The following is a 21,018-nucleotide window of genomic DNA, read 5'->3' on the forward strand; positions in this document are numbered from 1 at the left end:
CCCATCTGGGCGATGTGGAGTACCGCGGTCTTGATCAGTCGCTCCAGGATGATGGGTTTCACCCTGCTCGCGCTGGAATGGTGGATGTGAGGCTTTGCGATGGGTATCGCGCTGGCCATGACCAGGGTAGTACTGTCCGCAGTGACCGGCACTGCCCAACTGGTATAACCGCTTAAGCTGCAACCGCCCGGAGCTGCTCAATACTGGCTATCAGACGCCCACGCAGCGCCTGCGAGCGTTCAACAAACCCGCGTTGAGCCTGCACATAGGTGGCTTTGCCTTCTGGGGTTTCAATACGGATCGGCTCAAATCCCCAATCCGCCAGATCGTAGGGTGAAGCTTGCATATCGACGACGCGAATATCCCAAGCCAACTCGAAACAATCGGCCAGCAGGGACGAACTGATCGCCGGTAACAGTTTCGAAGCCCACTTATACAGGTCCATATTGGCGTGCAAACACCCGGGCTGTTCGAATTCGACCATCGTGTCGCGAGTGGGTTGCAGATGATTCATCTGGCGGGCCTCGGGCGCATAGAACCGAAACGCGTCAAAATGTGAACACGAAATCTTGTGGGATTCTACGACGTCGTCCGTACCTTGTGCGCCCAGCCTAAGTGGCACTGACGCATGTCGGATGCCGTGCACTTCTGAGCGATATGCCATGGCCCATTCGTGCAAACCAAAACAGCTCAATTTGGCATCGCGCGACGCGGTGGCGGATAACAACCGCTCCACGAATGCCAACATTTTGGCCCGCTGGCGTCCAAATTCGGTCACATCAACCGTCCATCCGCCGTGCGGTAACCCGGCCACAGCATCGGGGCTGACCGCACGGTAAAACTTGGTGCCCGCGTGCGGAGCAGGCCTATCGGCGCTCGGGTTGGCAATGATGCCGCCAGCTCCCGGATGCCAGCGTTTGAGCGCACCGGCTGAGAGATAGTAGTACGAGAACAAAAAATCATAGACCGGGTGCCGCACACCTTGTTTGTGCAACTGGAGCAGCGGATCTGTATACGCGCCGATGCGTTGTTTGTGGTCATGCGCCAATGATTGCCACTCCTCGGCGGAAAATACAACGGTTGTATTCATGTCTGTCGGTTGCACGGTTCTAGTGTAGAAGCCTTACCGCCGGCGACGCCAACATTGCCCGAAAACCTTGCGTGATGCCCTCAACATGGCCCACCGGCTAAGGAGTCGAGAAGAGTATTTCACACCGAATGCCGCCGCACATCGTGCATTCCGCCAAGCCCCGATGGACGGAGCCTAGAGCTCATCCACTTGGGCAACCAAATATGCGGGGACCAACCCGGGCCTTAAACGGTGATCGGAGCAACGAAACACCAGCGGGTAGTCATGCGTGTCGAGTAGTGCAGGTTGGCAAGGCGAGGACCAGGAGGACAGCTGGTTTAGCCCAGTCCTAGAAACTCCTTGATTGCCGGCATTTCTCGGCGCGCTTGAGCCAGCCCGCGTTCATGGGCCGCGTTGAGTTTGGCCACGTTGCGTTCACCATTGGCTACCGGCATGACCTCAGGAATAAATAGGTACGCTTTGCCCTGACGCTGGAGTTCGAACAGCTTCTCCCGGGTCTGGTTATAGCGCCACCAGCGCGTCAATAAGGCATCCGCAACAGCCGGGTACTTGCGGAAATACGTGCGATAGAAAGTCGGAAACTTCTCGGGCTGTTTCCGATAGTCGCGCTCGCGGGTGAGCACAATCAAGAACCGCTCATATCCCTGTCTTTCAGCAACCGTGATCGGTACGCCACCGTCGGTTCCCAGTGCACCGTCAACATACGTTCGGCCATGGATCTCGACCGGAGGCATGACAATGGGCATCGTCGATGAGGCACGCACTCTGCGCATCAAATCCGGCAGCTGGGGCACATCATCCCGACCCCACCAAACAGTGTCCCCGGTTTCGACGTCGAAACCGCCAATACGAAAATCAGCCGGGTTGTCCTGGAACCCGGCCCAATCGTATTCCAACGGCATGCCGGGCAGGCCGGCTCGTTCGTAAATATACTCGGCATGGAACAGGCCCTTGCCGCGCATAAATGTACGCCAGTCACCAAAATTTGGGTCAGCGGCAAAATCGGTGAAGGAGGTGCGCGCTCGCGGTCCGTCGCCGGAAAGATAATTGGCGGTATTGGATGCTCCAGCTGAAATCCCGGCGACAAATGGGGCCCGGATCCCTTCTTCCAGCAGTGCGACCACCATGCCAGAGGTGTAGGAGGCTCGCATCCCGCCCCCTTCAAAGAGCAACGCAGTGTCATTCAACAGATTGGTGTGGGCCATACTTTCAGCTTAGAACACCTCTGAACTCAAATACTGCTGCAAGTATTACCGTGAGAGGTAGCGCGACAAAACGACTGAGATAAGGGAGGCCACGCCCACCGCGACTCGAGGATGGGGACGTCCCGGCAATGGAAATACGATGGCTTGAAGCGTTCATTGCTGTGGCTGAAGAACTACCCTTCGGTAACGCAGCGATAGGTATCCACAATTCGAATTGATCCTAGTTGGTCGGATGATGACCCAAGATGCGGTTGCTCGGCTGGAAGCTGGCACCTGGATTGAGCCTTTGTTGGTCTACCTACAGACTCGACACGGACAGAAATGCAGCCGACACCGTCCCGTGCCTAGATGAGGCCTAATTCTGTGACCATGTCGCGCTCCTGGACAAGCTCAGCAGCGGTTGCATCCATCTTGGCGCGACTGAAATCGTTAATTTCCAGCCCCTGGACGATCTCCCAGTTGCCATGCTTGGTCGTGACCGGAAACGAATACATGAGACCCTCGGCAATGCCATAAGAGCCGTCAGACACCACGGCCATTGACGCCCAATCGTCGTCCGGGGTGCCAGACAACCAATCACGAGCAGCATCAATCGTGGCAGAAGCAGCCGATGCGGCCGATGACGAACCTCGAGCCTCGATAATCGCTGACCCACGGTGGGCCACCGTCGGAATGAAATACTGCTCAATCCATTGCTGGTCGTTGACAACTTCGGCGGCATGACGACCGGCAATTTCCGCGTGGAAAATATCCGGGTATTGGGTGGCGGAATGATTACCCCAAATTGTCATCTTGCGAATATCGCTCACCCGAGAACCTGTCTTAGTCGCCAACTGGCTCACCGCCCGATTATGATCCAATCGCGTCAGTGCACTAAACCGCTCAGCCGGAATGTCTGGGGCATTTCGCATAGCAATCAACGCATTGGTGTTGGCCGGGTTGCCCGTCACGCCGATCCGCACATCATCGGCAGCTACCGCGTTGAGCGCTTTGCCCTGTGCAGTAAAGATCGCCCCGTTGGCATCGAGTAAATCCTTACGCTCCATATCCTTCGTCCGCGGACGAGCACCTACTAACAGCGCCAGGTTGACGCCGTCGAAGATCTGGTCCGCGTTGGTGCCCATCTGGATCGAATCCAGTAACGGAAACGCACAATCATCTAATTCCATGGCCACGCCTTCAAGCGCGTTGATTGCCGAAGGAATCTCTAACAGCCGCAATTCGACGCATGTTTCAGGGCCAAACAGGGCGCCGGCTGCGATACGGAATAATAAACTATAACCAATTTGTCCTGCGGCTCCAGTCACCGCAACTTTCATTGCCATATGAGCTCCTTTAAACCACGAATTGTTGTGCTCATACGCTCATCTTTACACACCCGCCAACAGAAGGGCAGGGCTTTAGCCGCGACGCCATCGATCAGCATCCCCGCTGGGTGTGCTGATATTATCGGCGGCGGTAGCCTGAATGCACGTTCTGGATGCTTCAATCGTGCATCAGTCGGTTGCGGTCGCGGTTTGCTGTTTCCTCGCATATGCCCGGGCCGTGGCAGAGCGTAGAAAACCGTGTGCCCGCCCCGCAGTTCAGCCCCGACGTGTGGATCCTGGGTTCCTCGCCGTACTCCGCGCAGCTGGCAGCCAAGCTCGGCTGGCCGTATGCTTTCGCGCTACAGTTCGGGGACGCCGATGTTATCACTGCGCTGCGTATGTATCGCGAGAACTTCCAGCCCTCAGAGTACTTAGCCGAACCCTACACACTGGTGAGCATCGGGGTCGTTGCTCACGACGACGCCCAGGAGGCCTACCGCCAGGCGTTGACCGCGGCGATGGCCATGCTGCGCATGTTCAAGCGCGAATCCTACAGCCTGTTGCCACCCGAGGAGGTGGAAAACTACGTGAGTTCGCTCAATGAGCGTCAGGTACTGGAGGTGTACACTCAGCGATTTGTCAATGGAACCGGCGAAGATGTGGCCGCCTCGCTCGACCGGCTCTACGAACAAACGCAGGCAGATGAGATCATGCTGGTCACCATGGGCTCTTTAGGCGCCGTTCATGTGCGCACCATTGAACTCATTGCCCAGTACTACGGACTGCGGGCAGGAGTGGTGCACTAGTCATCCAGCTCGTCCAGTGTCAGCACACCGCGAGCGTGCGGAATGCCCAGGATGTCGTCGGGCCCGTCGGACTGATGTCGATTGAACAACCAGCCCGAAGGGCAAAATCCTGTCACGGCCATCGCTACGGCAGCTAACGCAATACCACCGGTGATGACGCCCATAAAAATTGAATCAACAAACAGTGCGGCGCTAAAAGCCAGCATGACGACGGCGATGATCGCATACGTGATTCGCTCACCACGCCCTGCGTGGCACGCGGCTACAAAGCTCCGAGGGCGTCCTGTTTCAGAAGTCATATGGCTATCGTATGTTGAACCTTCGTGGGCTGAGAGATTGTAGTGTCTTAACGGTGCCAACGGGGCGGGCTGGTTTCCCTTATGGGAAAACAGGGTGCATAAAATAACTCTACTCCCGGCGTAGTACTCTGGTGTCGTTGAGCGGTGTTATTTGTATATTCAACTAAGCGAGCTAGCGTCCTATCTAGTTCTAACAGGTTCGCGTGTGTGGAAAAGTCTAGGCTCGCGCAGTTTGGTGCGTTAGGATTAAGGATAAGCCCGCCCCCGAATGCTCAAGGAGCCACGATGATTGAAGCCTGGATGTCCGCCGACGATATTGCTGAACACCTTGGAGTCACCAAGCACACCATTTACGGGTGGATCAATGACCGCTCCATGCCGGCGCACAAGATCGGCCGTCTGTGGAAGTTCAAGGCCTCCGAAGTCGACGAATGGGTACGCACTGGTGGTGCCGCAACCGTTGAAGAAGACGAAGACTAAACCGTCTTTTGAGAACAAAAAAATCCTGGTTTGTGGACGAACACAAACCAGGATTTTTTTATCAGTTAGTTATCGCTCAGTGGCTGAGGAGTCGGGTTCGTCCACGGATCCTCGACCGGCTGGGACAGGCGCCATACGGCGTAGGCTGCGCCAGCAGCGGCAACCGTGATACCTAGTACCAACAGACCGCGGCCGGATTTCTTCTTTTTCTTGGACTGCTTCTTCAGCTGCTTTTCAGCATCCTTGGCCCACTGCTGGGCGGCCTTTTGCAGGCGGCGACCGGATTTCTTGTCACCGGTCACTCGGGTAATGGCGTCGTTGACGAACCCTGGAAGTTCCGCGTCCTTGATAGCCTTGGCGCTACCACCAGCAACCGGCGCCAGCTGACCGGCAGCGGCAGGAAGGTAGTCGTCTTGGACTTTGTGTTGGAAGTTTGAGGCGGCGTCACCGACTTTATGTGCGGCATCGGAAAGCGCTTTTGAGGCGGCATCAACGACCGGCGCGGCGCGATCAGCGGAATCCTGCCACACATGTTCTGCCCAGTCGCGCACGTGCTCTGCGGCTCCAGACACGGTATCTCCCAGCGTTGGTGCTTTGGACTTAGAACGTCCCAACATAATTACCTCCATAATAGGGATTGACTACCCCTAGGTTACGCGCTCAAGCCCTTGGTTGCCACGATCTGACGGCGATATCATCCATTTCTTTAGACAATATGAGGGAGGGGTGAGATCGGGGCCTCCGGGGTTCAAAGATTTCGTGGGTTGCCCAGTGAGGTCCACCCTTGTGCTTTCGGTGACACCGGAATTGGGTGTGTACTGGTAGTGCCAGCATTTGACCGTTGAGAGGTCCCGACATGTTTAACTCTACATTTATTGGCTTGGATGTTCATGCCCGAACGGTGACGGCCACGGCATTAAATACTGCTACTGGTGAGATCACCCAAGCCAGGATGACTGCCGACCCCACTGCAGTGACCGCGTGGGTGGAAGGGTTTGGGCCAGAGGTGCGAGTCACCTACGAGGCCGGGCCTAGCGGGTATGGGTTGGCCCGGCATTTGCTTGCCGGCGGTATTGATTGTGTCATCGCAGCTCCGTCGAAACTACTGCGCGCCCCGGCAGATCATGTCAAAACTGATCGCCGCGATGCGCTGGGTTTGGCCAGAATGCTGTCGTTGGGTGAGATCACGCCGGTACGCATTCCCACTGTGGAGCAGGAAGGATTGCGCGATGTTTCGCGGGCCCGGCACCGGGCGGTGACTGATCTGGCTCATGCTCGCCAGCGGATTAACGCGATGTTGTTGCGCCATGGCCTGCATTATGGAGACAAGGCCCGGTGGACTGGAGTGCATTATGCCTGGCTGGCTCGGCAACAACTGGAACCGCCCACCTCACAGATGGCCTTGACCGCTGAACTGGAAACCGAAGCCTTATTGGCCGCGCATGTGCACCGTTTGGATGCCGATATCGCCGCGCTGGCCCAGGACTGCGAAGCCACCGCGGTGATTCATGCGCTGATGTGCTTCCGAGGGATCTCGTTGACCACCGCCTTCGGGCTGGCCGTGGAGATTGGCGATTTCACCCGGTTTACCGGGGCCACCATTGGCGCGTATCTGGGGTTGGTGCCCTCGGAGCATTCCAGTGGCGGCTCCCGCAGCCAAGGCTCCATCACCAAAGCCGGTAACTCCTATGCCCGCAAACTGCTCATCGAAGCCGCCTGGTCCCATGCCCGGCCCTATACTCGGCCCGGGGCCCGGCTGCGCAAACAACTCGACAAAGTCGATGCCGCCACCCGGATCCGGGCAATCGAAGGCAACCAACGCCTCCACCGGGTCTGGACGAACTTTCAAGCCCGCAACAAGCGCAGCCTGAAAGCCAACACGGCAGTGGCGCGGGAACTGGCTGGATGGTGTTGGTCAGTGGCCGCGCCCCTGCAACAAAACGCCATGACCTCGACCGCAGCGCAGGAGGCGCCAATGCGCTAGACCCTATCAAACCTGCCTGCGGGCAGGAGTGGACGAGCCGAGGCAGCATCAGGAGCTGACCCGAGAGCAGCCTATGAGCAACCCGAACACCTGTTCAGGTCACGCTCGATTTTAGACCACGGGATGCTCCGGTTCGAATAATCGTCATGAGGTACCCAACCCTCGAATATCAGGCTGACCATGCTAGTCGACACGACGCGCCAGCTCGTCCACCCCTGCCAGCAGGAGCACCACTGCAGACCCCGGACCACACCGCACTAATCCGGGAAAATTTCATAGTGCCCCTTGACAAATAAACCCACATATCAGGCTGCGCGCGTAGCATTTCGAACTCGCGTTGACTCAAGACTGGGTGAACGCAGTCAATGATGGAAGAATAGCGCTCATGAGTATTGCTACACATAAAGCTGTCATCAAAACCAACCGCGGCGACGTCGTCGTCGAACTGTTCGGTAACCACGCCCCCAAGACCGTGGAAAACTTCGTTGGCCTGGCCACCGGCACCAAAGATTGGACCGACCCGGCCACCGGTGAGGCGAAGTCCGGTGTCCCACTGTACGACGACACCATTTTCCACCGCATCATCTCAGACTTCATGATCCAGGGCGGAGACCCACTGGGCCGCGGCATCGGCGGACCGGGCTACCAGTTCGAAGATGAATTCCACCCAGAACTGGACTTCAACGAACCATATAAACTGGCCATGGCAAACGCTGGCCCAGGCACCAACGGTTCCCAGTTCTTCATCACCTCGGTTGCCACCCCATGGTTGCAGAACCGCCACACCATCTTCGGTGAAGTCACCGACGCCGACTCACAGAAGATTGTTGACGAACTGAATAATGTCCCAACCGGTCCACAGGACCGCCCGGTCAACGATGTGATCATCGAGACCATCGAAATCACCGAACTCTAAGGAATACCCTCGTCTATGTCATCCGGTCCAAGCTTTGGTGCCTACCACGACTCCTCGGCAGATCAGCCGACCTGTCCCAGGCATCCGGACCGGGTGACATATGTACGATGCCAACGCTGTAACCGTCCGGTGTGTACGGACTGTCAGCGACCCTCACCGGTCGGTGTGCTGTGTGTTGACTGCGTCAGGCAACACCAGCGCTCGATTCCGCGCGAGCAGCGCGCCCCACGGTTTACCGACCGACAGGGCAATGCGATTCCGCTGGCCACCTACATCATCATCGGGTTGACCGTGGTGGTGTACGGTCTGCAGTGGGCAGGCCAAGTCATCCCCAGTTTTCCGGATGTGTCTAGCCTGCTGATGTACTCTCCGCTACATACTTCGGTGGCGGCTCTAGAATTTTCTCAAGTCACCGGCCAGCCATTATTCCAACCCTGGCGCATGCTGACCTCGGCCCTGGTGCATTCGATGGGCTCACCGCTGCACCTGTTGTTGAATATGGCCGTGCTGTGGCTGATCGGTCGTCAGATTGAACAATTTCTGGGTGCCGCAAAATTTGTGGCCATCTATATTCTGTCGGCCTTCGGTGGGGCGGTAGCCGTCTTATTCCTGGCCGAACCCAACTCGGCAGTTGTGGGAGCCTCCGGTGCGGTCTATGGCCTGTTCGCCGCACTGTGGATGATCGGACGACGCCTGGGTGCCGATACCCGCAGCATCACCATTCTGATCATCATCAACTTCGCCTTCTCATTTATATTCTCGGGGATTTCCTGGCAGGGTCACCTGGGTGGTTTCCTCACCGGGCTGGCTGCTTCCACACCAGTGGTCCTGGCAGATAAGAAACTTGCAGCCGGTGCCACCCCAGAATTGCGCAAGCGCACCAACCGACTCACCTGGCTCGGCCTAGCGCTCGTCGCCGTCGTGCTCGTGGCCCTAGCGTTCATCGGCGCGCTGCTGATTGACACCCAAGCACTGCTTGGTCACTAGCTCACTGTGGACAAGTCGGCAGTTAACCACAGTTTTCCCACACGGTCTCCACAGGTTATCCACACAAATTGTGGATAACGCTGGCATGTTCAACCAATGCACAGAGTTATCCACAGATTTATACACAATGTGGAGAATTACATGTGTGTAACTTGGGGATAGCGGTGGAAAACTACTGCCAGCGAGTCATCATGACGAAACCAACCATCGCCAAGCCGAAGCCGACGACGATATTCCACCCGCCAATACCCGGGATTGGCCACTGACCACCCGGGGCCAGGTAAAACACCATGATCCACACCAGGCCGAGGATCAACAAGCCAAACATAATGGCCTTGTACCAGACGGGCAGCGGCTCGGGCTGGTCATCAACCGCCATGAGGGCTGCGTCCAATTCGGATTGCTGATTGCGGGGCTTACGGGGCTTCTTGGATGATGCCAATGGGAATCCTGTTCAATGCGGGAGCGTATACTAACGACAGTATTCTACGTGGCTATCTCACGTCCCGCAGTGTATCTTGACCTGAAGGATCAACTGAATGTCAGATGCCGGTGTGCAACCGCTCTCGCGCCGTCAGGCGCACCATCAGTCCACCCGTCGAAAACGCCGCAAACGCCCACCGCGCCCAACATTTCTGGGCGTCGTCGGCGAACTGCTCATCACCGCCGGACTCTTCGTCTTGTTATTTGTGGTCTGGGAACTGTACTGGACCAATCTCGGGGCCAACCGCGAAGCCCAGGCGCACCGCGAGACGATGACCGAATCATTTTCGGAACACTACACCGGCTTTGACGGCAACGGCGCAGACCCTGCGGTTCCGGGCGTGCCAGGGGAGGCATGGGGGCTGCTGTATGTGCCACGCTTCGGGCCGGACTACGCAGTCCCGGTGCTGGACGGTACCGGCACGGAAATCGACTCAGCCGTGCTGGGCCGCTACGAAAACTCGCCGGCCCCCGGTGCAGAGGGCAATCTCGGGCTGGCCGGGCACCGCCAAACCTACGGCGCGGTGCTCTGGGACATGGATCAGTTGCAAGAAGGCGACCGCATGTACCTGCAAACCGCCAACGGGTGGTGGGTCTATGAAACCCGCAAGGTCCACATCGTCCAACCCTCTGCAGTAGAAGTCTTAGACCCCAATCCGCTGGATCCCGGCGGCCCGGCCGATGGGCAATGGCTGACCTTGACCACCTGCCACCCGCCCTACACCGTGCTGGAGCGCATGATCACCCACGCTGAGCAGGTGGACTTCATCCCGCTGGCCGAGGGACCGCCGGCTGAGATCGCCGACGCCGTCAACACCGCAAATCTTGAACCCGAGCCCCAAGCCGGTATCCACACCCCAGAACATAATGACGCCGTTCTTCACCACGGCCTGAGCGAGGAGGCCTAGTATGTACGCCTGGTTTTTCCACCTGCTGCCCGGACCTGCCTGGTTCCGCTGGATCCTCGTGCTGGCACTGCTGGCGGTGGTTGTTGTAGTGCTCATGGAGTTTGTCTACCCGTGGATCGCAGAGTTTGGATTCTTCTCCGATGCGACCCTGGACGTCGAGTAGCCCCACCAGCAGGTCTTTCAGATTTGAAGGAATGTTTTGAGTGAACGTGAGGTTGCATTTGATATGACCAATTCTGTGCCAACACCAAATCCATCCAATCACCTTGCGACCTCGCTGGATGACGGCGTCGTCGAATTCGGACTCCACACTTTCGGCGACATCACCCAGGACCTTGAGGGCACCCGCGTGTTGAGTCACGCCGAAGTGCTGCGCAATGTCGTGGCCGAGGGGGTGTTGGCCGATCAGGTGGGTGTCGACGTCATTGGCGTTGGAGAACACCACCGACCCGATTATTCGGTGTCCGCGCCCGACGTCGTGTTGACCGGCATTGGTGCACAAACTCAGCGCATCAAACTCATTTCGGCCGTGACCGTACTGTCCTCCGACGATCCGGTGCGTGTGTACCAGCGTTTCGCCACCCTGGATGGGATCACCTCGGGACGCGCCGAGGTCTCACTGGGGCGCGGCTCATTTATCGAGTCGTTCCCGCTATTCGGCTACGACCTACAAGACTACGAAATCCTCTTTGAAGAAAAGCTCGAACTTTTTGATAAGGTCCGCCGCGAGGAACCCGTCACATGGTCGGGCAGTACCCGGTCTGCGTTGGAAAATTATTCGATCTTCCCGACGACGGCGCATGAGCACGGCCTACCCACCTGGGTAGCGGTGGGTGGTTCACCGCAGTCGATCGTGCGCGCAGCAAAATACGGGATGGGCTTGGAGCTTGCGATCATCGGGGGAGCACCCCAACGCTTTGCCCCGCTGGCCAATCTGTACCGCAAACAAATCGAACAAAACGGCTTCGACCCGCGCCGCATCGCCGTCCACTCACACGGCTATATCGCCGACACCGATGAGGAAGCGATGGAGCAGTACTATCCGTACTGGCATCACGCGACCGGCAAGCTTGGCGCCGAGCGTGGTTGGCCAACGCCGACGCCGGAACAGTTTGCTCAAGAGGTTCGCCACGGCGCCTTGCACCTGGGTTCGCCCGAGACCGTGGCTCGCAAAATCGCAAACACCGTCAAAACCCTGGGTGCCACCCGGTTTGGTATGAAATACGGCAACGGACGCCTGCCACACGAGTTCATGATGCACTCGATCGAACTCTACGGAACCAAGGTCATCCCGATGGTTCGCGAAATGCTCGCAGAATAATCACCCATTGCCACTACCGGCCTCGGTCACAACATTTCGAACTGTTGTGGTCGAGGCCGTAGTTGTCTACGCAAACACTACTTCATCGACACGCCAGTGCATTTGACGCCTTTCGACAATAACCTATTGACTCTCTTGGTGAACCTATCGATTAACGATATGTTTAAATCTCCCCAATAGGAGGTCTCATGGAGAAATTCACCATTGTCATACTCAAAGTGGTGATTGCCCTGTCCCTTGCCGGATCGCTCGTCGTGCAATTCGGACTCTTACCCGTCGTGTGGGCAGAAATGACGCAAGCAGGTGAGGCCCTGTGGGGTCGGATCGTGCTGATCTCAACCGTGGGCCTGGGTGTGCTCACCATGCAGGTCTTTGCGGTCTGTGTCTGGAAGTTGCTGACGCTGGTACGCAAGGGTGCGGTTTTCTCAGCGGTCTCATTTCGCTATGTCAACATCATGATCGGCGCCTTCGTCGCCGCGGCCGTACTGGCCTTTGGCTTGGCCGTCGCGTTAGCACCGGGGAGCGCGGCGCCTGGGCTGGTCGGGTTGATCTGCGGAGCGTCGCTGGTGCTAGCCGGTATTGCGCTGTTGGTGGTGCTCATGCGGCGACTGTTAGTCCAGGCCATCGCCGTCGACACTGATGCACGCCACCTGCGGACCGAATTGGACGTGGTGATCTAAGTGGCCATTATTGTGGATATCGACGTCATGTTGGCCCGACGCAAAATGGCCGTCGGCACGCTTGCCGAGCTCGTTGGCATTACGCCAGCAAATCTGTCGGTGCTCAAGAACGGCCGGGCCAAGGCCATCCGGTTTACCACGCTCGAGGCGATCTGCAAGGCCTTGGACTGTCAGCCCGGAGACATTCTTCGATGGGAGCCCGATGACGGCGTTGGTGACACGCAGATCCAGGTGCAGGGACAACAGCACGGTTCATCCCGCTGATGCGCTCGGCACGGTTTCGGTATGTGTAACTGGGCACCGGTGGGAAACTGAGAACACCGTGAAATACATATTGCCTGCAGCTGGTGTAGCTGCAGGCAATATGTATTGGTCTAAAGCGGTCTAATCGCTACCCCAACCGATACCGCGGTTCCAGGGGCCATCTCTGTCCTCGCCGTCATCGGAGAACCAGTCTCGGCGCTGACTGGCTTCACCGGTCTCCTCGTCATTTTCTGGAGTTGGGGACTCGGACTCAGTTTCTTCGTCCTGCGGCGTTTCTGTTTCGCTCGGCGTTGGGGTGGGCGTAGGTTCCGGTTTCGGGATAGCAACCCTTAATTCGACCTCGCTGCCCTGAGTAACCGAAGAACCAGCCGCTGGCGTTTGCTCGAATACAGTGTTTTCAGGATGGTCATCAGTTTCAACTGTCTCAACGGAGACCGTTAAACCGAGCTCATCGCTCTCGAGAATACTGCGAGCTTCGTCTAGGGGCTTGCCTTCTACAGGTGGGACTTCAACTTCACCGGATGAAATCTTCAGTGCGACGGTTGAACCATAGGCCACGGTGGATCCTAGGGCCGGATTGGTATCGACGAGTCGATCGCGCGGAATCGTCGCTGAGTTCACATACGTCACGTCAGAGACGGTTAGTCCAAGTTCCTCAAGGGTGTCGCGCACGGTGGCTTCGGATGCCCCGCGCAGCGAGTCAGGGATCTCGACCTCGTCGGGGCCCAGTGAGATGTTCAGGGTGATTTCGTCGTAGCGTTGCATAACGGTGCCGGCAGCCGGTGAGGTGCCAATAGCGCGGTCGCGCTCGACGTCGTCGCTGTGTTCGTATTCCAAAATTGGACGCAGCCCGGCCGTTGTCAGGGCATTCTGCGCATCGGTTTCTGGCATACCGGACACATCGGGTACATCGACCTGGTTTTCTTCGATGCGGCGCTGTTCGGCTTGATCCCAGAAGTACCAGCCGGCGGCCCCGCCACCCCCCAGCAGCAGAATGATGATCAGTGCGATCAGCCAGCCACGGCGTTTTTTGCGGGGGCGCTTGTCATCGACGGCATCCATGTGGCCGGTCATCTCGTAGGACTCGGGGAGTTCCTCACGCGGGGTGAAGATGGAATCGTCCTGCGCGGAGATCGATGACATCGCCTGGGTGGGCTCAGCATCGGCGGGTATAACGGCCGGTGGGATGACGGTGGTTGAGTCATCGTCGGTCACGCCAATGCCATCGTAGTGGGCCGAGCGCAGGGCGGTGAGGAATTCTTTACCGGACTGGAAGCGCGCCTGAGTGTCTTTGGCCAAGGATTTGGTCAGCACCGACGTCAGTGCGGGAGTAATGTCCGGGTTCAGCGAGGTTGGCGCCGGTGGTTCTTCGCGAACGTGCTGGTAGGCAACGGCAACGGGGGAGTCACCAACAAACGGCGGACGACCGGTCAACAGCTCGAACAGTACACAGCCCACCGAGTAGAGGTCGGAGCGGGAGTCGACAGTTTCACCGCGGGCCTGTTCGGGGGAGAGGTACTGTGCTGTGCCCACCACGGCCTGGGTTTGGGTCATGGTTGCCGAGGAATCGGACAGGGCTCGGGCAATACCAAAGTCCATGACCTTGATGGTTCCGGATTCATCGACCATGACGTTGCCGGGTTTGATGTCGCGGTGCACGATGTGATTTTCGTGCGAGTAGGCAACCGCGCCCAGAATGCCTTCGGTCCATTCAACGGCGTGGTCGATAGTGACATCACCCTTGCGCAGCAGAGCGCGCAGGGTGTCGCCGTCGACGTATTCCATGACCATGTAGGGCAATGAGACGCCGGCGTGTTCACCGTTGGGTGGGAGCTCTTCTTCGCCGGTGTCAAACACGGCGACGATGTTGGGGTGGTTCAGCGCTGCCGAGGCGTGTGCTTCGCGTTGAAACCGGGTTTGGAATTGCGGGTCGCGCGCGAGGTCCGGGCGCATCATTTTGATGGCGACGGTACGGCCGAGGCGGGTGTCGTGGCCGATGTAGACATCGGCCATGCCGCCGCGGCCAATTAGCTCGCCGACTTCATAACGACCATTGATAATGCGTTGTTGGGACACGGTTTTCCTTAGCGGGCGCTATGCCGCGGCGTGCTCGTCACGGGCGGATGTGCTGCCCAATGGATGTGGTGTTTGAATTTCATGTGAGTTTTCATTTCGTTAATTTTGGTTGGTTGGAGTTCCGGCGACGCTGGTACTACTACGCGTGCGCTCGACACTAGCTTCATCACCAGTGCCGCCATCACCGGTGGGGGCTTCAGTCTCGACAGGTGGTGATGGCTGTTGCTGGGTTGGTTGCGGTTGCGTCGGCTGAGGCTGTTGCGGTTGTTGCTGGGTTGGTTGCGGTTGCTCAGGCTGTTGCGACTGCTGTGGTTGTTGCTGGGTTGGTTGCGGTTGCTCAGGCTGTTGCGACTGCTGTGGTTGTTGCTGATTTTGGTTAGGGTCTTGATCCGGAGCTGGCACATCTTGATTAAAATCTTGATCTGGAGCCGGCTCAGGTTCACCACCGGTGCCGTTGGAGTAGCTCACACGAATCTCGGAACCCTCTTCGACCTCGCCGGTCGGGTTCAACGCCAGCACGGTGCCGGCGGATTCTTCGGCGTCGCGCTCAACACGCTCAACCGTAAAGCCCAACTCTTCAAGCTCGTCGGCAACTTCATCAATATCCCGACCCACGTAATCATCCGGATCGATTGAAACGGTAGCAACAGTCTCGGTCGGTTCGGGCCGCGGTTCCTCATCGGAACCCAACGAGGCGATCCACAGGCCAATCCCGGTCAGAGCGGCCAAAATGATGACGCCGATGACCGGCCAGAACCACGGGCTGCGTTTCTTCTTGTCTTGGTCACCGTATTCGTCGAATTCGGCGGCACCTTCCTCCGGCAGCGCGCTGGGGGCGAGCCCATTGGACTGTGCGGACAACGCGTTATCATCGGTTGGGGTGACAGGTAAAGCTGCTGTGGCATCCGAGACAGGTGTGCCTTCTGCGGGTACATCCGAAATGACCTGCGTGGCGTCCGGGTCGTTCATGCCCTGGAACTGCTGGGTGTTGATCAGCTGGGTGGCATCCGAATCGACATTACCCGAGGTGATAAACGGGACCATGCCCGGCACAGCAGTGATCGCAGACTGGGTGTCCTGGCGGCGCAGAGCCTCGGCTGCTGTGGCCAGTTTGTCGGCGTCGGCAGGGCGGTCCTCGGGCTCCTTGGACAGCATCGACATGATCAACGCACGCACTGGCTCTGGAATGGAATCGGGTAGCGGTGGCGGGTCGTCGTTGACCTGGGCCAATGCAATGGCAATTTGAGATTCACCGGTGAAGGGACGGTGGCCGGCTAGGCTTTCGTAGCCGATGATACCCAGTGAGTAGATATCGGAGGCGCCGGTGGCCTGCTGGCCGGTGGCTTGTTCTGGGGCAAGGTACTGGGCGGTCCCCATGACCTGACCGGTGGCTGTTAGCGGAACCTGATCGGCAAGGCGGGCAATACCGAAGTCGGTGACTTTGACACGGTTTTTGGCATCGATTATGAGGTTGCCGGGTTTGACGTCTCGGTGGACAAGACCTTGTGCGTGGGCGGCGGACAGGGCACGTGCGGTCTGGGCAATGATCGACAGGGTGCGATCAGGGGACAGGACCTTTTCGCGGTCCAGAATAGCGCTCAGTGGATCACCGGGTACCAGTTCCATCACCAGATAACCGGAGCCTTCTTCTTCGCCGTAGTCAAAAACATTGGCCACACCGGGGTGGTTCAGCAGGGCGGTGTGCTGAGCTTCGGCCCGGAAACGGCGCAGGAAGTTGGGATCCCCCGTATATTCTTCCTTCAAAATCTTGATGGCGATGATCCGACCCAGGACGGTGTCGCGTGCTTTCCACACTTCACCCATGCCGCCAATAGCGATCCGATCGGTCAGTTCGTATCGGCCACCTAGCGTCATTCCCGATATTGGTCTCACTGTTCGACCACCGCCTCCACGATTTTCTTCAGGTTCGTTGCGGTGAGCTGGCTGCCCACCGAATAGTCTGTGTTGCGGTACACCAGCGTGACCGCCACCTGTGGATCATCTGCCGGTGCAAACCCGGTGATCCACGAGTTTACTTTGCCCTCGGTGCCGGTCTGTCCCGTCCCAGTCTTGGCCGCAATCGGAATGGATGACCGGGCTGGCATGGCGGTACCCGACTGGACAACTTCTTTCATCATGCCGGTCATTTGTTCGGCAATCTCTGGTGTGATCGCTTCGGAATACACTTCCGGCTGCGGCTCTTCCAACACGTTGAGATCCGGACCGCGCACGGTGTCAACCAGCTGCGGCAACATCACGGTGCCGTTATTAGCGATACCCGCCGCTACCATGTTCATTTGCAGCGCGGTGGCTTGGACGTCAAACTGGCCCAGGGAAGACTGCGCCAGGTTGGCCTGTGTCATTTCCTCTTCTGGGAAATTCGATGGCGCCACGGACAGCGGGATCGTAATGGAGCTGTCGTTGAACCCGAAGCGTTCGGCAACATCTAATAGGGCGTCTTGGCCCAGGTCCATGGCGGCCTGTCCGAACGGGGTGTTACAGGATTGGGCGAAAATCCAGGTTAAATCGGCCGAACCCCGGCCATCACAGATCCCACCTTCGAAGTTGCGAATCGGAGTGCCAGACTGTGGCAGTTCCAGCACGTCGGGGAACGAAATGCTGCCCTCGGGGGAGTACTCCCCGGATTCCAGCATCGCGATGGCATCAATGAGCTTGAAGGTCGAGCCCGGTTCGGTTCGGTCGGCGGTCGGCCGGTTTTCATACGGGGAGACCCCGGATTCGACGATCTGGTCCATGTTTTCGGAAGCCTGCGACGTCGAGTGCACGGCCAGCAAGTTCGTGTCATAGTTCGGGCGTGAGGCCATGGCCAGGATGCGTCCGGTATCTGGTTCTGAGACCACCACCGACGCCACCATCCCCTCGGGGAGCGCATCATAGGCCGCTTGTTGGGCATCGGGATCAATGGTGAGCTCGACCGAAGCACCCGGGTTTTCCGCACCGGTCAGGGTTTGGCGGATCCGTTCAATAAACAGATCATCAGCGGTACCCGACAGCCAACCATTGAGCCGCTGCTCGAGCCCGGTCTGGCCATAGGCCAGCGAATAGAACCCGGTCAGCCCGGAGTACAGTTCAGGGTCGTGATAGACCCGCTGGTAGTCAAAGCTTGAGGAATCGCTGGGCACGGACTCGGCAATCGGCTCGCCACCCACCAGGATCGGACCGCGCGGGCCACCGAACTGCTTATAGAGTTCGCGTGAGTTGGCTTCGTGACTGCGCAGATCATCGGCGGCGATGACTTGCACGTAGCTTGCTGCACCAATGAGCACCAGGAAGGCGACGACGACGCCGTACCAGGCGTATCGAATGGATTCATTCACTAGCGTTCACCCGCCTCTACTGGTTGTCCCGGAACCGCAGCACCGGAGCCGACACCGGAGGCATTGACCATGGGGCCGGCCACCATGGGGCGGTTGGCGGTGTGCGAAATTAACAACACTAGTCCGATAATCATCCAGTTTGCTAACAGAGAGGACCCACCGGCGGCCATGAACGGCGTCGTCAGCCCGGTCAGCGGGATGACGCGTAGAACACCACCGACGACGACGAACATCTGGATGGCCATGGCACAACCTAGCCCGGCGGCCAACAGTTTGCCGAAGGCATCGCGAGACGACAGGCCGATGCGCATAATGCGGGTTACGAGCATGAAGAAGATCAGCAGGATCGCAGCCAGGCCGACCAGGCCGAGTTCTTCGCCAAAGGAAGCGATGATCATATCAGAGTTGGCCGCGAACACCAGATCGGGCCGGCCTTCTCCAAGGCCGGAACCAAATAGCCCGCCCGAGGCGAGGCCAAACAGGCCCTGGACCACCTGGTGGGAGCCGTGTTCGGCGTAGATCATGTCCATATCGAAAGCATTGAGCCAGCCGTCGATACGTGCTTGGACGTGTGGGAACAGGTTGACGGCGATGATGCCACCGGCACCGACGGCCACTAGACCCAGGATGATCCAGGATAGCCGCGAGGTCGCCAGGTAGATCATGGACATGAACAGTCCAAAGAATAGTACGGCTGAACCGAGGTCGCGCTGGAAGACCAGTACACCCATGGCAACCAGCCAGGCGACAACCAACGGTCCGAGGTCTTGGATGCGAGGGAAGGTCAGCGGACCAAGTTTGCGGCCGGCTAGGAGGATCAGATCGCGGTTGGCGCTCAAATATGAGGCAAAGAAAATGGCCAGGGTCAGTTTGGCGACTTCGCCGGGCTGGAAGGAGCCAATGCCAAGGTTGACCCAGATCCGAGCACCATAGATTTCCACGCCGATAAAGGGCAGAAACGGCAGGATCAGCAGGATGGCTGAAGCTAGCAGCCACACGTAGGTGAACCGGCGCATGTGGCGGTAGTCGATGATGAACCAGACAATAGCCATCGAAATGATGACCGACAGTGCCGTCCACAACAGCTGGTTATTAGCTAGATTTGTGCCCGGGGGGACCAGATCGAGCCGGTGAATCATGGCCAGGCCCAGCCCGTTGAGGGTCAGGGCGAGCGGCAGAATGTATTGGTCGGCAAATGGTGCGCGCAACCGCAGCACAATGTGAAAGGCCATGGCCAGGGCAAACATAACGCCCAGCTGCACCCAGTATTGGGTGTCCAGGGTCTGGTCCATGCCCAGCCCGGAAAGCATGTAGGCGCCCGAACCGATCGCCACGGCCATCACCATCAGTAAGATTTTGGTGATGCGCAGTGGCTTTTTGACCGGCTGGTCGGTCTCGGCGGAGTCGATAGTGTTTGTCATTAGGGGTTGCCTCCTGTTGCGCCGGCGGTGGCTCCGGCTATTGAGGCGGATGCGGTGACGCCGTTGGCGGCCAAGGGGATGGAATCATCGGGCGGATCGGATGGTGAGACCGGCGGGGCCTCGGGGATCAGCGCGGCTTCCAAATCTACCAAGATTTCGCGGGCATGGTTCAGGTCCTGGGCCGGTAATCCGGCCTCAATACGCTGACGGCTGTATCCGGGTAAACGCGACAGTGGGATCTCAGTTGATTCTTCAACCGAAGACAGTTCAAGCGGGCCAATTGACTGCGGTACGCCCTGGAAAATTGCGACGTGGTCATCCGTGGTTCCGACATAATATTGTCCGCGAATCCACAGGAAGCCCACAGCTAAGGACGTCGCAAACAGGATTAAAAACACCCCGAACATGGTCAGCAGTGGCCAGGAGCGACGTTCGGATGGCACCGCATCCTCGTCGAGCTCCGCGGCCCCCTGCGCCTGCGGGGCGGCGGTGGCTTCGGAGGCACCGTGCAGCAGGGCTGCGGCACGCTTCTGGGAAGACGACCGGGTGACGATGGGGATCTGGTCGGTATCCGTGGCAAGTTCTGCAGCACCGACCAGCAGGTGTGGACGCGATCCCAGATCGGCGCGCAGTAGTGCGGCCGAGACTGTTTCGCCGTTGGTGGCATTAGAGACTTGTAGTGCCGATTCGGTGAGCTCATCGTTCTTGGGATTGTCATCGACGGTGACTTCGGCTTCGGCGGTTTCAAAGACCACGATCGTGACGTTATCCGGTGCACCCCGGGCCAGGGTTTCATCCACCAGATCGCGGCAAATTTCATCAAGTGCTTTATCCGCGCGCAACAGCCGCTCAATGGTCGCATCATCGACGACGGCGTTGAGCCCGTCGGAGCACAGCATCCAGCGTTCACCGGGCTGGGTTTCAAAAGACGTGACATCCAGTTCTGGGGAGGCATCGACGTCACCCAGTACGCGCATCAGCACGTTTTTGTGTGGGTGGGATTCGGCGTCCTCGGGGTTTAGTCGGCCTTCATCGATCAGGCGCTGCACGAAGGTGTGATCGGCCGAGAGCTGTTCGAAGACATTGTTTTTGATGCGATAAGCGCGCGAGTCGCCGATGTGCGCCATGTGCAAAACGTTATTGTCCACCAACACGGCGGTACAGGTGGTGCCCATGCCCGCAAGTTTGGGGTTGTCGTGCACCAGGTCGTTGAGAATCAGGTTGGCCGACTGAATTTCATCGGCCAGCATGGTGCCCGGGTCGGGGTGATCATTGCGATCCAACGGAGCTAGATCAAGCACCACGGAAGCTGAAGCAACATCGCCGCCAACGTGTCCACCCATGCCATCGGCCACCACTGCTAAGTAGCGGCCCACATAGGCGGAGTCGTCGTTTTTTGACCGTACTCGTCCAACGTCCGAGCGGGCAGCGAAGTTCAGCTGAAGGGCCATCG

Annotated in this window: 21 protein-coding genes; 10 read left to right on the top strand and 11 right to left on the bottom strand. The window is 58.3% G+C overall.

All coding sequences use genetic code 11. From position 1 onward, the window contains the following. Positions 1-172 precede the first annotated feature (172 nt). From A6F49_RS08545 to A6F49_RS08555, 3 genes are all read right to left on the bottom strand, one after another. The gene (locus tag A6F49_RS08545; RefSeq protein WP_235604925.1) at positions 173-1,105 is read right to left on the bottom strand and encodes a 3-methyladenine DNA glycosylase; all 933 of its coding nucleotides are present in this window, start codon (positions 1,103-1,105) and stop codon (positions 173-175) included. Positions 1,106-1,407: 302 nt separating this feature from the next. Then, entirely contained in the window at positions 1,408-2,295 is an 888-nt protein-coding gene (locus tag A6F49_RS08550) for a patatin-like phospholipase family protein (RefSeq protein ID WP_043058091.1), read from the bottom strand. Between the two features lie 344 nt (positions 2,296-2,639). Beyond that, positions 2,640-3,620, bottom strand: coding sequence for a malate dehydrogenase (locus A6F49_RS08555; RefSeq protein WP_043058092.1), 981 nt, complete (start codon positions 3,618-3,620; stop codon positions 2,640-2,642). A gap of 155 nt (positions 3,621-3,775) precedes the next feature. Between A6F49_RS08555 and A6F49_RS08560 the strand changes: the two genes are divergently transcribed. Beyond that, positions 3,776-4,408: an LLM class flavin-dependent oxidoreductase gene (locus A6F49_RS08560; protein WP_082911688.1), complete on the top strand. Its 633-nt coding sequence runs from the start codon at positions 3,776-3,778 to the stop codon at positions 4,406-4,408. Here A6F49_RS08560 and A6F49_RS08565 read toward each other — a convergent pair. After that, positions 4,405-4,707, bottom strand: coding sequence for a DUF2892 domain-containing protein (locus tag A6F49_RS08565; protein ID WP_043058094.1), 303 nt, complete (start codon positions 4,705-4,707; stop codon positions 4,405-4,407). The genes A6F49_RS08560 and A6F49_RS08565 overlap by 4 nt on opposite strands. A gap of 285 nt (positions 4,708-4,992) precedes the next feature. On the opposite strand from A6F49_RS08565, the gene A6F49_RS08570 reads away from it, so the two are divergent. Further along, positions 4,993-5,187, top strand: coding sequence for a helix-turn-helix domain-containing protein (locus tag A6F49_RS08570; protein WP_043058095.1), 195 nt, complete (start codon positions 4,993-4,995; stop codon positions 5,185-5,187). A 65-nt stretch (positions 5,188-5,252) separates the two neighbouring features. Here A6F49_RS08570 and A6F49_RS08575 read toward each other — a convergent pair whose 3' ends face one another. Next, positions 5,253-5,804 (bottom strand): hypothetical protein, encoded by a 552-nt coding sequence (locus tag A6F49_RS08575; protein ID WP_052504889.1) that lies wholly within the window; start codon positions 5,802-5,804, stop codon positions 5,253-5,255. A 239-nt stretch (positions 5,805-6,043) separates the two neighbouring features. Here A6F49_RS08575 and A6F49_RS08580 point away from each other — a divergent pair, with 239 nt between their 5' ends. From A6F49_RS08580 to A6F49_RS08590, 3 genes are all read left to right on the top strand, one after another. After that, positions 6,044-7,171, top strand: coding sequence for an IS110 family RNA-guided transposase (locus A6F49_RS08580; protein WP_043058096.1), 1,128 nt, complete (start codon positions 6,044-6,046; stop codon positions 7,169-7,171). 385 nt (positions 7,172-7,556) lie between these two features. Continuing rightward, positions 7,557-8,087, top strand: a complete 531-nt coding sequence (locus A6F49_RS08585) for a peptidylprolyl isomerase (protein WP_043058097.1) — start codon at positions 7,557-7,559, stop codon at positions 8,085-8,087. A 15-nt stretch (positions 8,088-8,102) separates the two neighbouring features. Further along, positions 8,103-9,074: a rhomboid family intramembrane serine protease gene (locus tag A6F49_RS08590; protein WP_067605720.1), complete on the top strand. Its 972-nt coding sequence runs from the start codon at positions 8,103-8,105 to the stop codon at positions 9,072-9,074. A gap of 172 nt (positions 9,075-9,246) precedes the next feature. Here the strand turns inward: A6F49_RS08590 and A6F49_RS08595 are convergent, their stop codons facing one another. Next, on the bottom strand, positions 9,247-9,516 hold the full coding sequence (locus A6F49_RS08595) for a cell division protein CrgA (RefSeq protein WP_082911689.1): 270 nt from the start codon (positions 9,514-9,516) through the stop codon (positions 9,247-9,249). Between the two features lie 97 nt (positions 9,517-9,613). On the opposite strand from A6F49_RS08595, the gene A6F49_RS08600 reads away from it, so the two are divergent. The 5 genes from A6F49_RS08600 (at position 9,614) to A6F49_RS08615 (ending at position 12,730) form a co-directional block, all read left to right on the top strand. Continuing rightward, positions 9,614-10,465: a class E sortase gene (locus A6F49_RS08600; protein ID WP_052504891.1), complete on the top strand. Its 852-nt coding sequence runs from the start codon at positions 9,614-9,616 to the stop codon at positions 10,463-10,465. A 1-nt stretch (position 10,466) separates the two neighbouring features. After that, positions 10,467-10,628 (top strand): hypothetical protein, encoded by a 162-nt coding sequence (locus A6F49_RS18225; RefSeq protein ID WP_043058098.1) that lies wholly within the window; start codon positions 10,467-10,469, stop codon positions 10,626-10,628. 63 nt (positions 10,629-10,691) lie between these two features. Then, positions 10,692-11,786: an LLM class flavin-dependent oxidoreductase gene (locus A6F49_RS08605; RefSeq protein ID WP_082911701.1), complete on the top strand. Its 1,095-nt coding sequence runs from the start codon at positions 10,692-10,694 to the stop codon at positions 11,784-11,786. A 188-nt stretch (positions 11,787-11,974) separates the two neighbouring features. Further along, positions 11,975-12,466 (top strand): DUF2975 domain-containing protein, encoded by a 492-nt coding sequence (locus A6F49_RS08610; protein ID WP_043058099.1) that lies wholly within the window; start codon positions 11,975-11,977, stop codon positions 12,464-12,466. Beyond that, on the top strand, positions 12,467-12,730 hold the full coding sequence (locus A6F49_RS08615; protein ID WP_043058100.1) for a helix-turn-helix domain-containing protein: 264 nt from the start codon (positions 12,467-12,469) through the stop codon (positions 12,728-12,730). It abuts the gene before it with no gap. A gap of 120 nt (positions 12,731-12,850) precedes the next feature. On the opposite strand, the gene pknB is transcribed toward A6F49_RS08615, so the two are convergent. The 5 genes from pknB to A6F49_RS08640 form a co-directional block, all read right to left on the bottom strand. Further along, positions 12,851-14,806 (bottom strand): Stk1 family PASTA domain-containing Ser/Thr kinase, encoded by a 1,956-nt coding sequence (gene pknB / locus A6F49_RS08620; RefSeq protein ID WP_052504892.1) that lies wholly within the window; start codon positions 14,804-14,806, stop codon positions 12,851-12,853. A gap of 99 nt (positions 14,807-14,905) precedes the next feature. Beyond that, the gene (locus A6F49_RS08625) at positions 14,906-16,699 is read right to left on the bottom strand and encodes a protein kinase domain-containing protein (protein ID WP_082911690.1); all 1,794 of its coding nucleotides are present in this window, start codon (positions 16,697-16,699) and stop codon (positions 14,906-14,908) included. Further along, positions 16,696-18,144 (bottom strand): penicillin-binding transpeptidase domain-containing protein, encoded by a 1,449-nt coding sequence (locus A6F49_RS08630; protein ID WP_043058101.1) that lies wholly within the window; start codon positions 18,142-18,144, stop codon positions 16,696-16,698. The genes A6F49_RS08625 and A6F49_RS08630 overlap by 4 nt, the downstream gene beginning before the upstream one ends. After that, positions 18,144-19,565, bottom strand: coding sequence for an FtsW/RodA/SpoVE family cell cycle protein (locus A6F49_RS08635; RefSeq protein ID WP_043058102.1), 1,422 nt, complete (start codon positions 19,563-19,565; stop codon positions 18,144-18,146). Before A6F49_RS08635 ends, A6F49_RS08630 begins: the two co-directional genes overlap by 1 nt. Then, positions 19,565-21,016, bottom strand: coding sequence for a PP2C family protein-serine/threonine phosphatase (locus A6F49_RS08640; RefSeq protein WP_043058103.1), 1,452 nt, complete (start codon positions 21,014-21,016; stop codon positions 19,565-19,567). Before A6F49_RS08640 ends, A6F49_RS08635 begins: the two co-directional genes overlap by 1 nt. Positions 21,017-21,018: the final 2 nt, after the last annotated feature.

It is taken from the genome of Enteractinococcus helveticum, from assembly GCF_001657475.1.
In the GTDB taxonomy this organism is placed as follows: Bacteria; Actinomycetota; Actinomycetes; order Actinomycetales; family Micrococcaceae; genus Yaniella; species Yaniella helvetica.

Excerpts from the sequence above, each read along its gene's own strand:
- A6F49_RS08600 (WP_052504891.1), top strand. The coding sequence starts at position 9,614 with ATGTCAGATGCCGGTGTGCAACCGCTCTCGCGCCGTCAGGCGCACCAT.
- A6F49_RS08610 (WP_043058099.1), top strand. The coding sequence starts at position 11,975 with ATGGAGAAATTCACCATTGTCATACTCAAAGTGGTGATTGCCCTGTCC.
- A6F49_RS08575 (WP_052504889.1), bottom strand. The coding sequence starts at position 5,804 with ATGTTGGGACGTTCTAAGTCCAAAGCACCAACGCTGGGAGATACCGTG.
- A6F49_RS08580 (WP_043058096.1), top strand. The coding sequence starts at position 6,044 with ATGTTTAACTCTACATTTATTGGCTTGGATGTTCATGCCCGAACGGTG.
- A6F49_RS08550 (WP_043058091.1), bottom strand. The coding sequence starts at position 2,295 with ATGGCCCACACCAATCTGTTGAATGACACTGCGTTGCTCTTTGAAGGG.
- A6F49_RS08555 (WP_043058092.1), bottom strand. The coding sequence starts at position 3,620 with ATGGCAATGAAAGTTGCGGTGACTGGAGCCGCAGGACAAATTGGTTAT.
- A6F49_RS08605 (WP_082911701.1), top strand. The coding sequence starts at position 10,692 with ATGACCAATTCTGTGCCAACACCAAATCCATCCAATCACCTTGCGACC.
- A6F49_RS08585 (WP_043058097.1), top strand. The coding sequence starts at position 7,557 with ATGAGTATTGCTACACATAAAGCTGTCATCAAAACCAACCGCGGCGAC.
- A6F49_RS08590 (WP_067605720.1), top strand. The coding sequence starts at position 8,103 with ATGTCATCCGGTCCAAGCTTTGGTGCCTACCACGACTCCTCGGCAGAT.
- A6F49_RS08560 (WP_082911688.1), top strand. The coding sequence starts at position 3,776 with ATGCTTCAATCGTGCATCAGTCGGTTGCGGTCGCGGTTTGCTGTTTCC.
- A6F49_RS08565 (WP_043058094.1), bottom strand. The coding sequence starts at position 4,707 with ATGACTTCTGAAACAGGACGCCCTCGGAGCTTTGTAGCCGCGTGCCAC.
- A6F49_RS08635 (WP_043058102.1), bottom strand. The coding sequence starts at position 19,565 with ATGACAAACACTATCGACTCCGCCGAGACCGACCAGCCGGTCAAAAAG.
- A6F49_RS08570 (WP_043058095.1), top strand. The coding sequence starts at position 4,993 with ATGATTGAAGCCTGGATGTCCGCCGACGATATTGCTGAACACCTTGGA.
- A6F49_RS08640 (WP_043058103.1), bottom strand. The coding sequence starts at position 21,016 with ATGGCCCTTCAGCTGAACTTCGCTGCCCGCTCGGACGTTGGACGAGTA.
- A6F49_RS18225 (WP_043058098.1), top strand. The coding sequence starts at position 10,467 with ATGTACGCCTGGTTTTTCCACCTGCTGCCCGGACCTGCCTGGTTCCGC.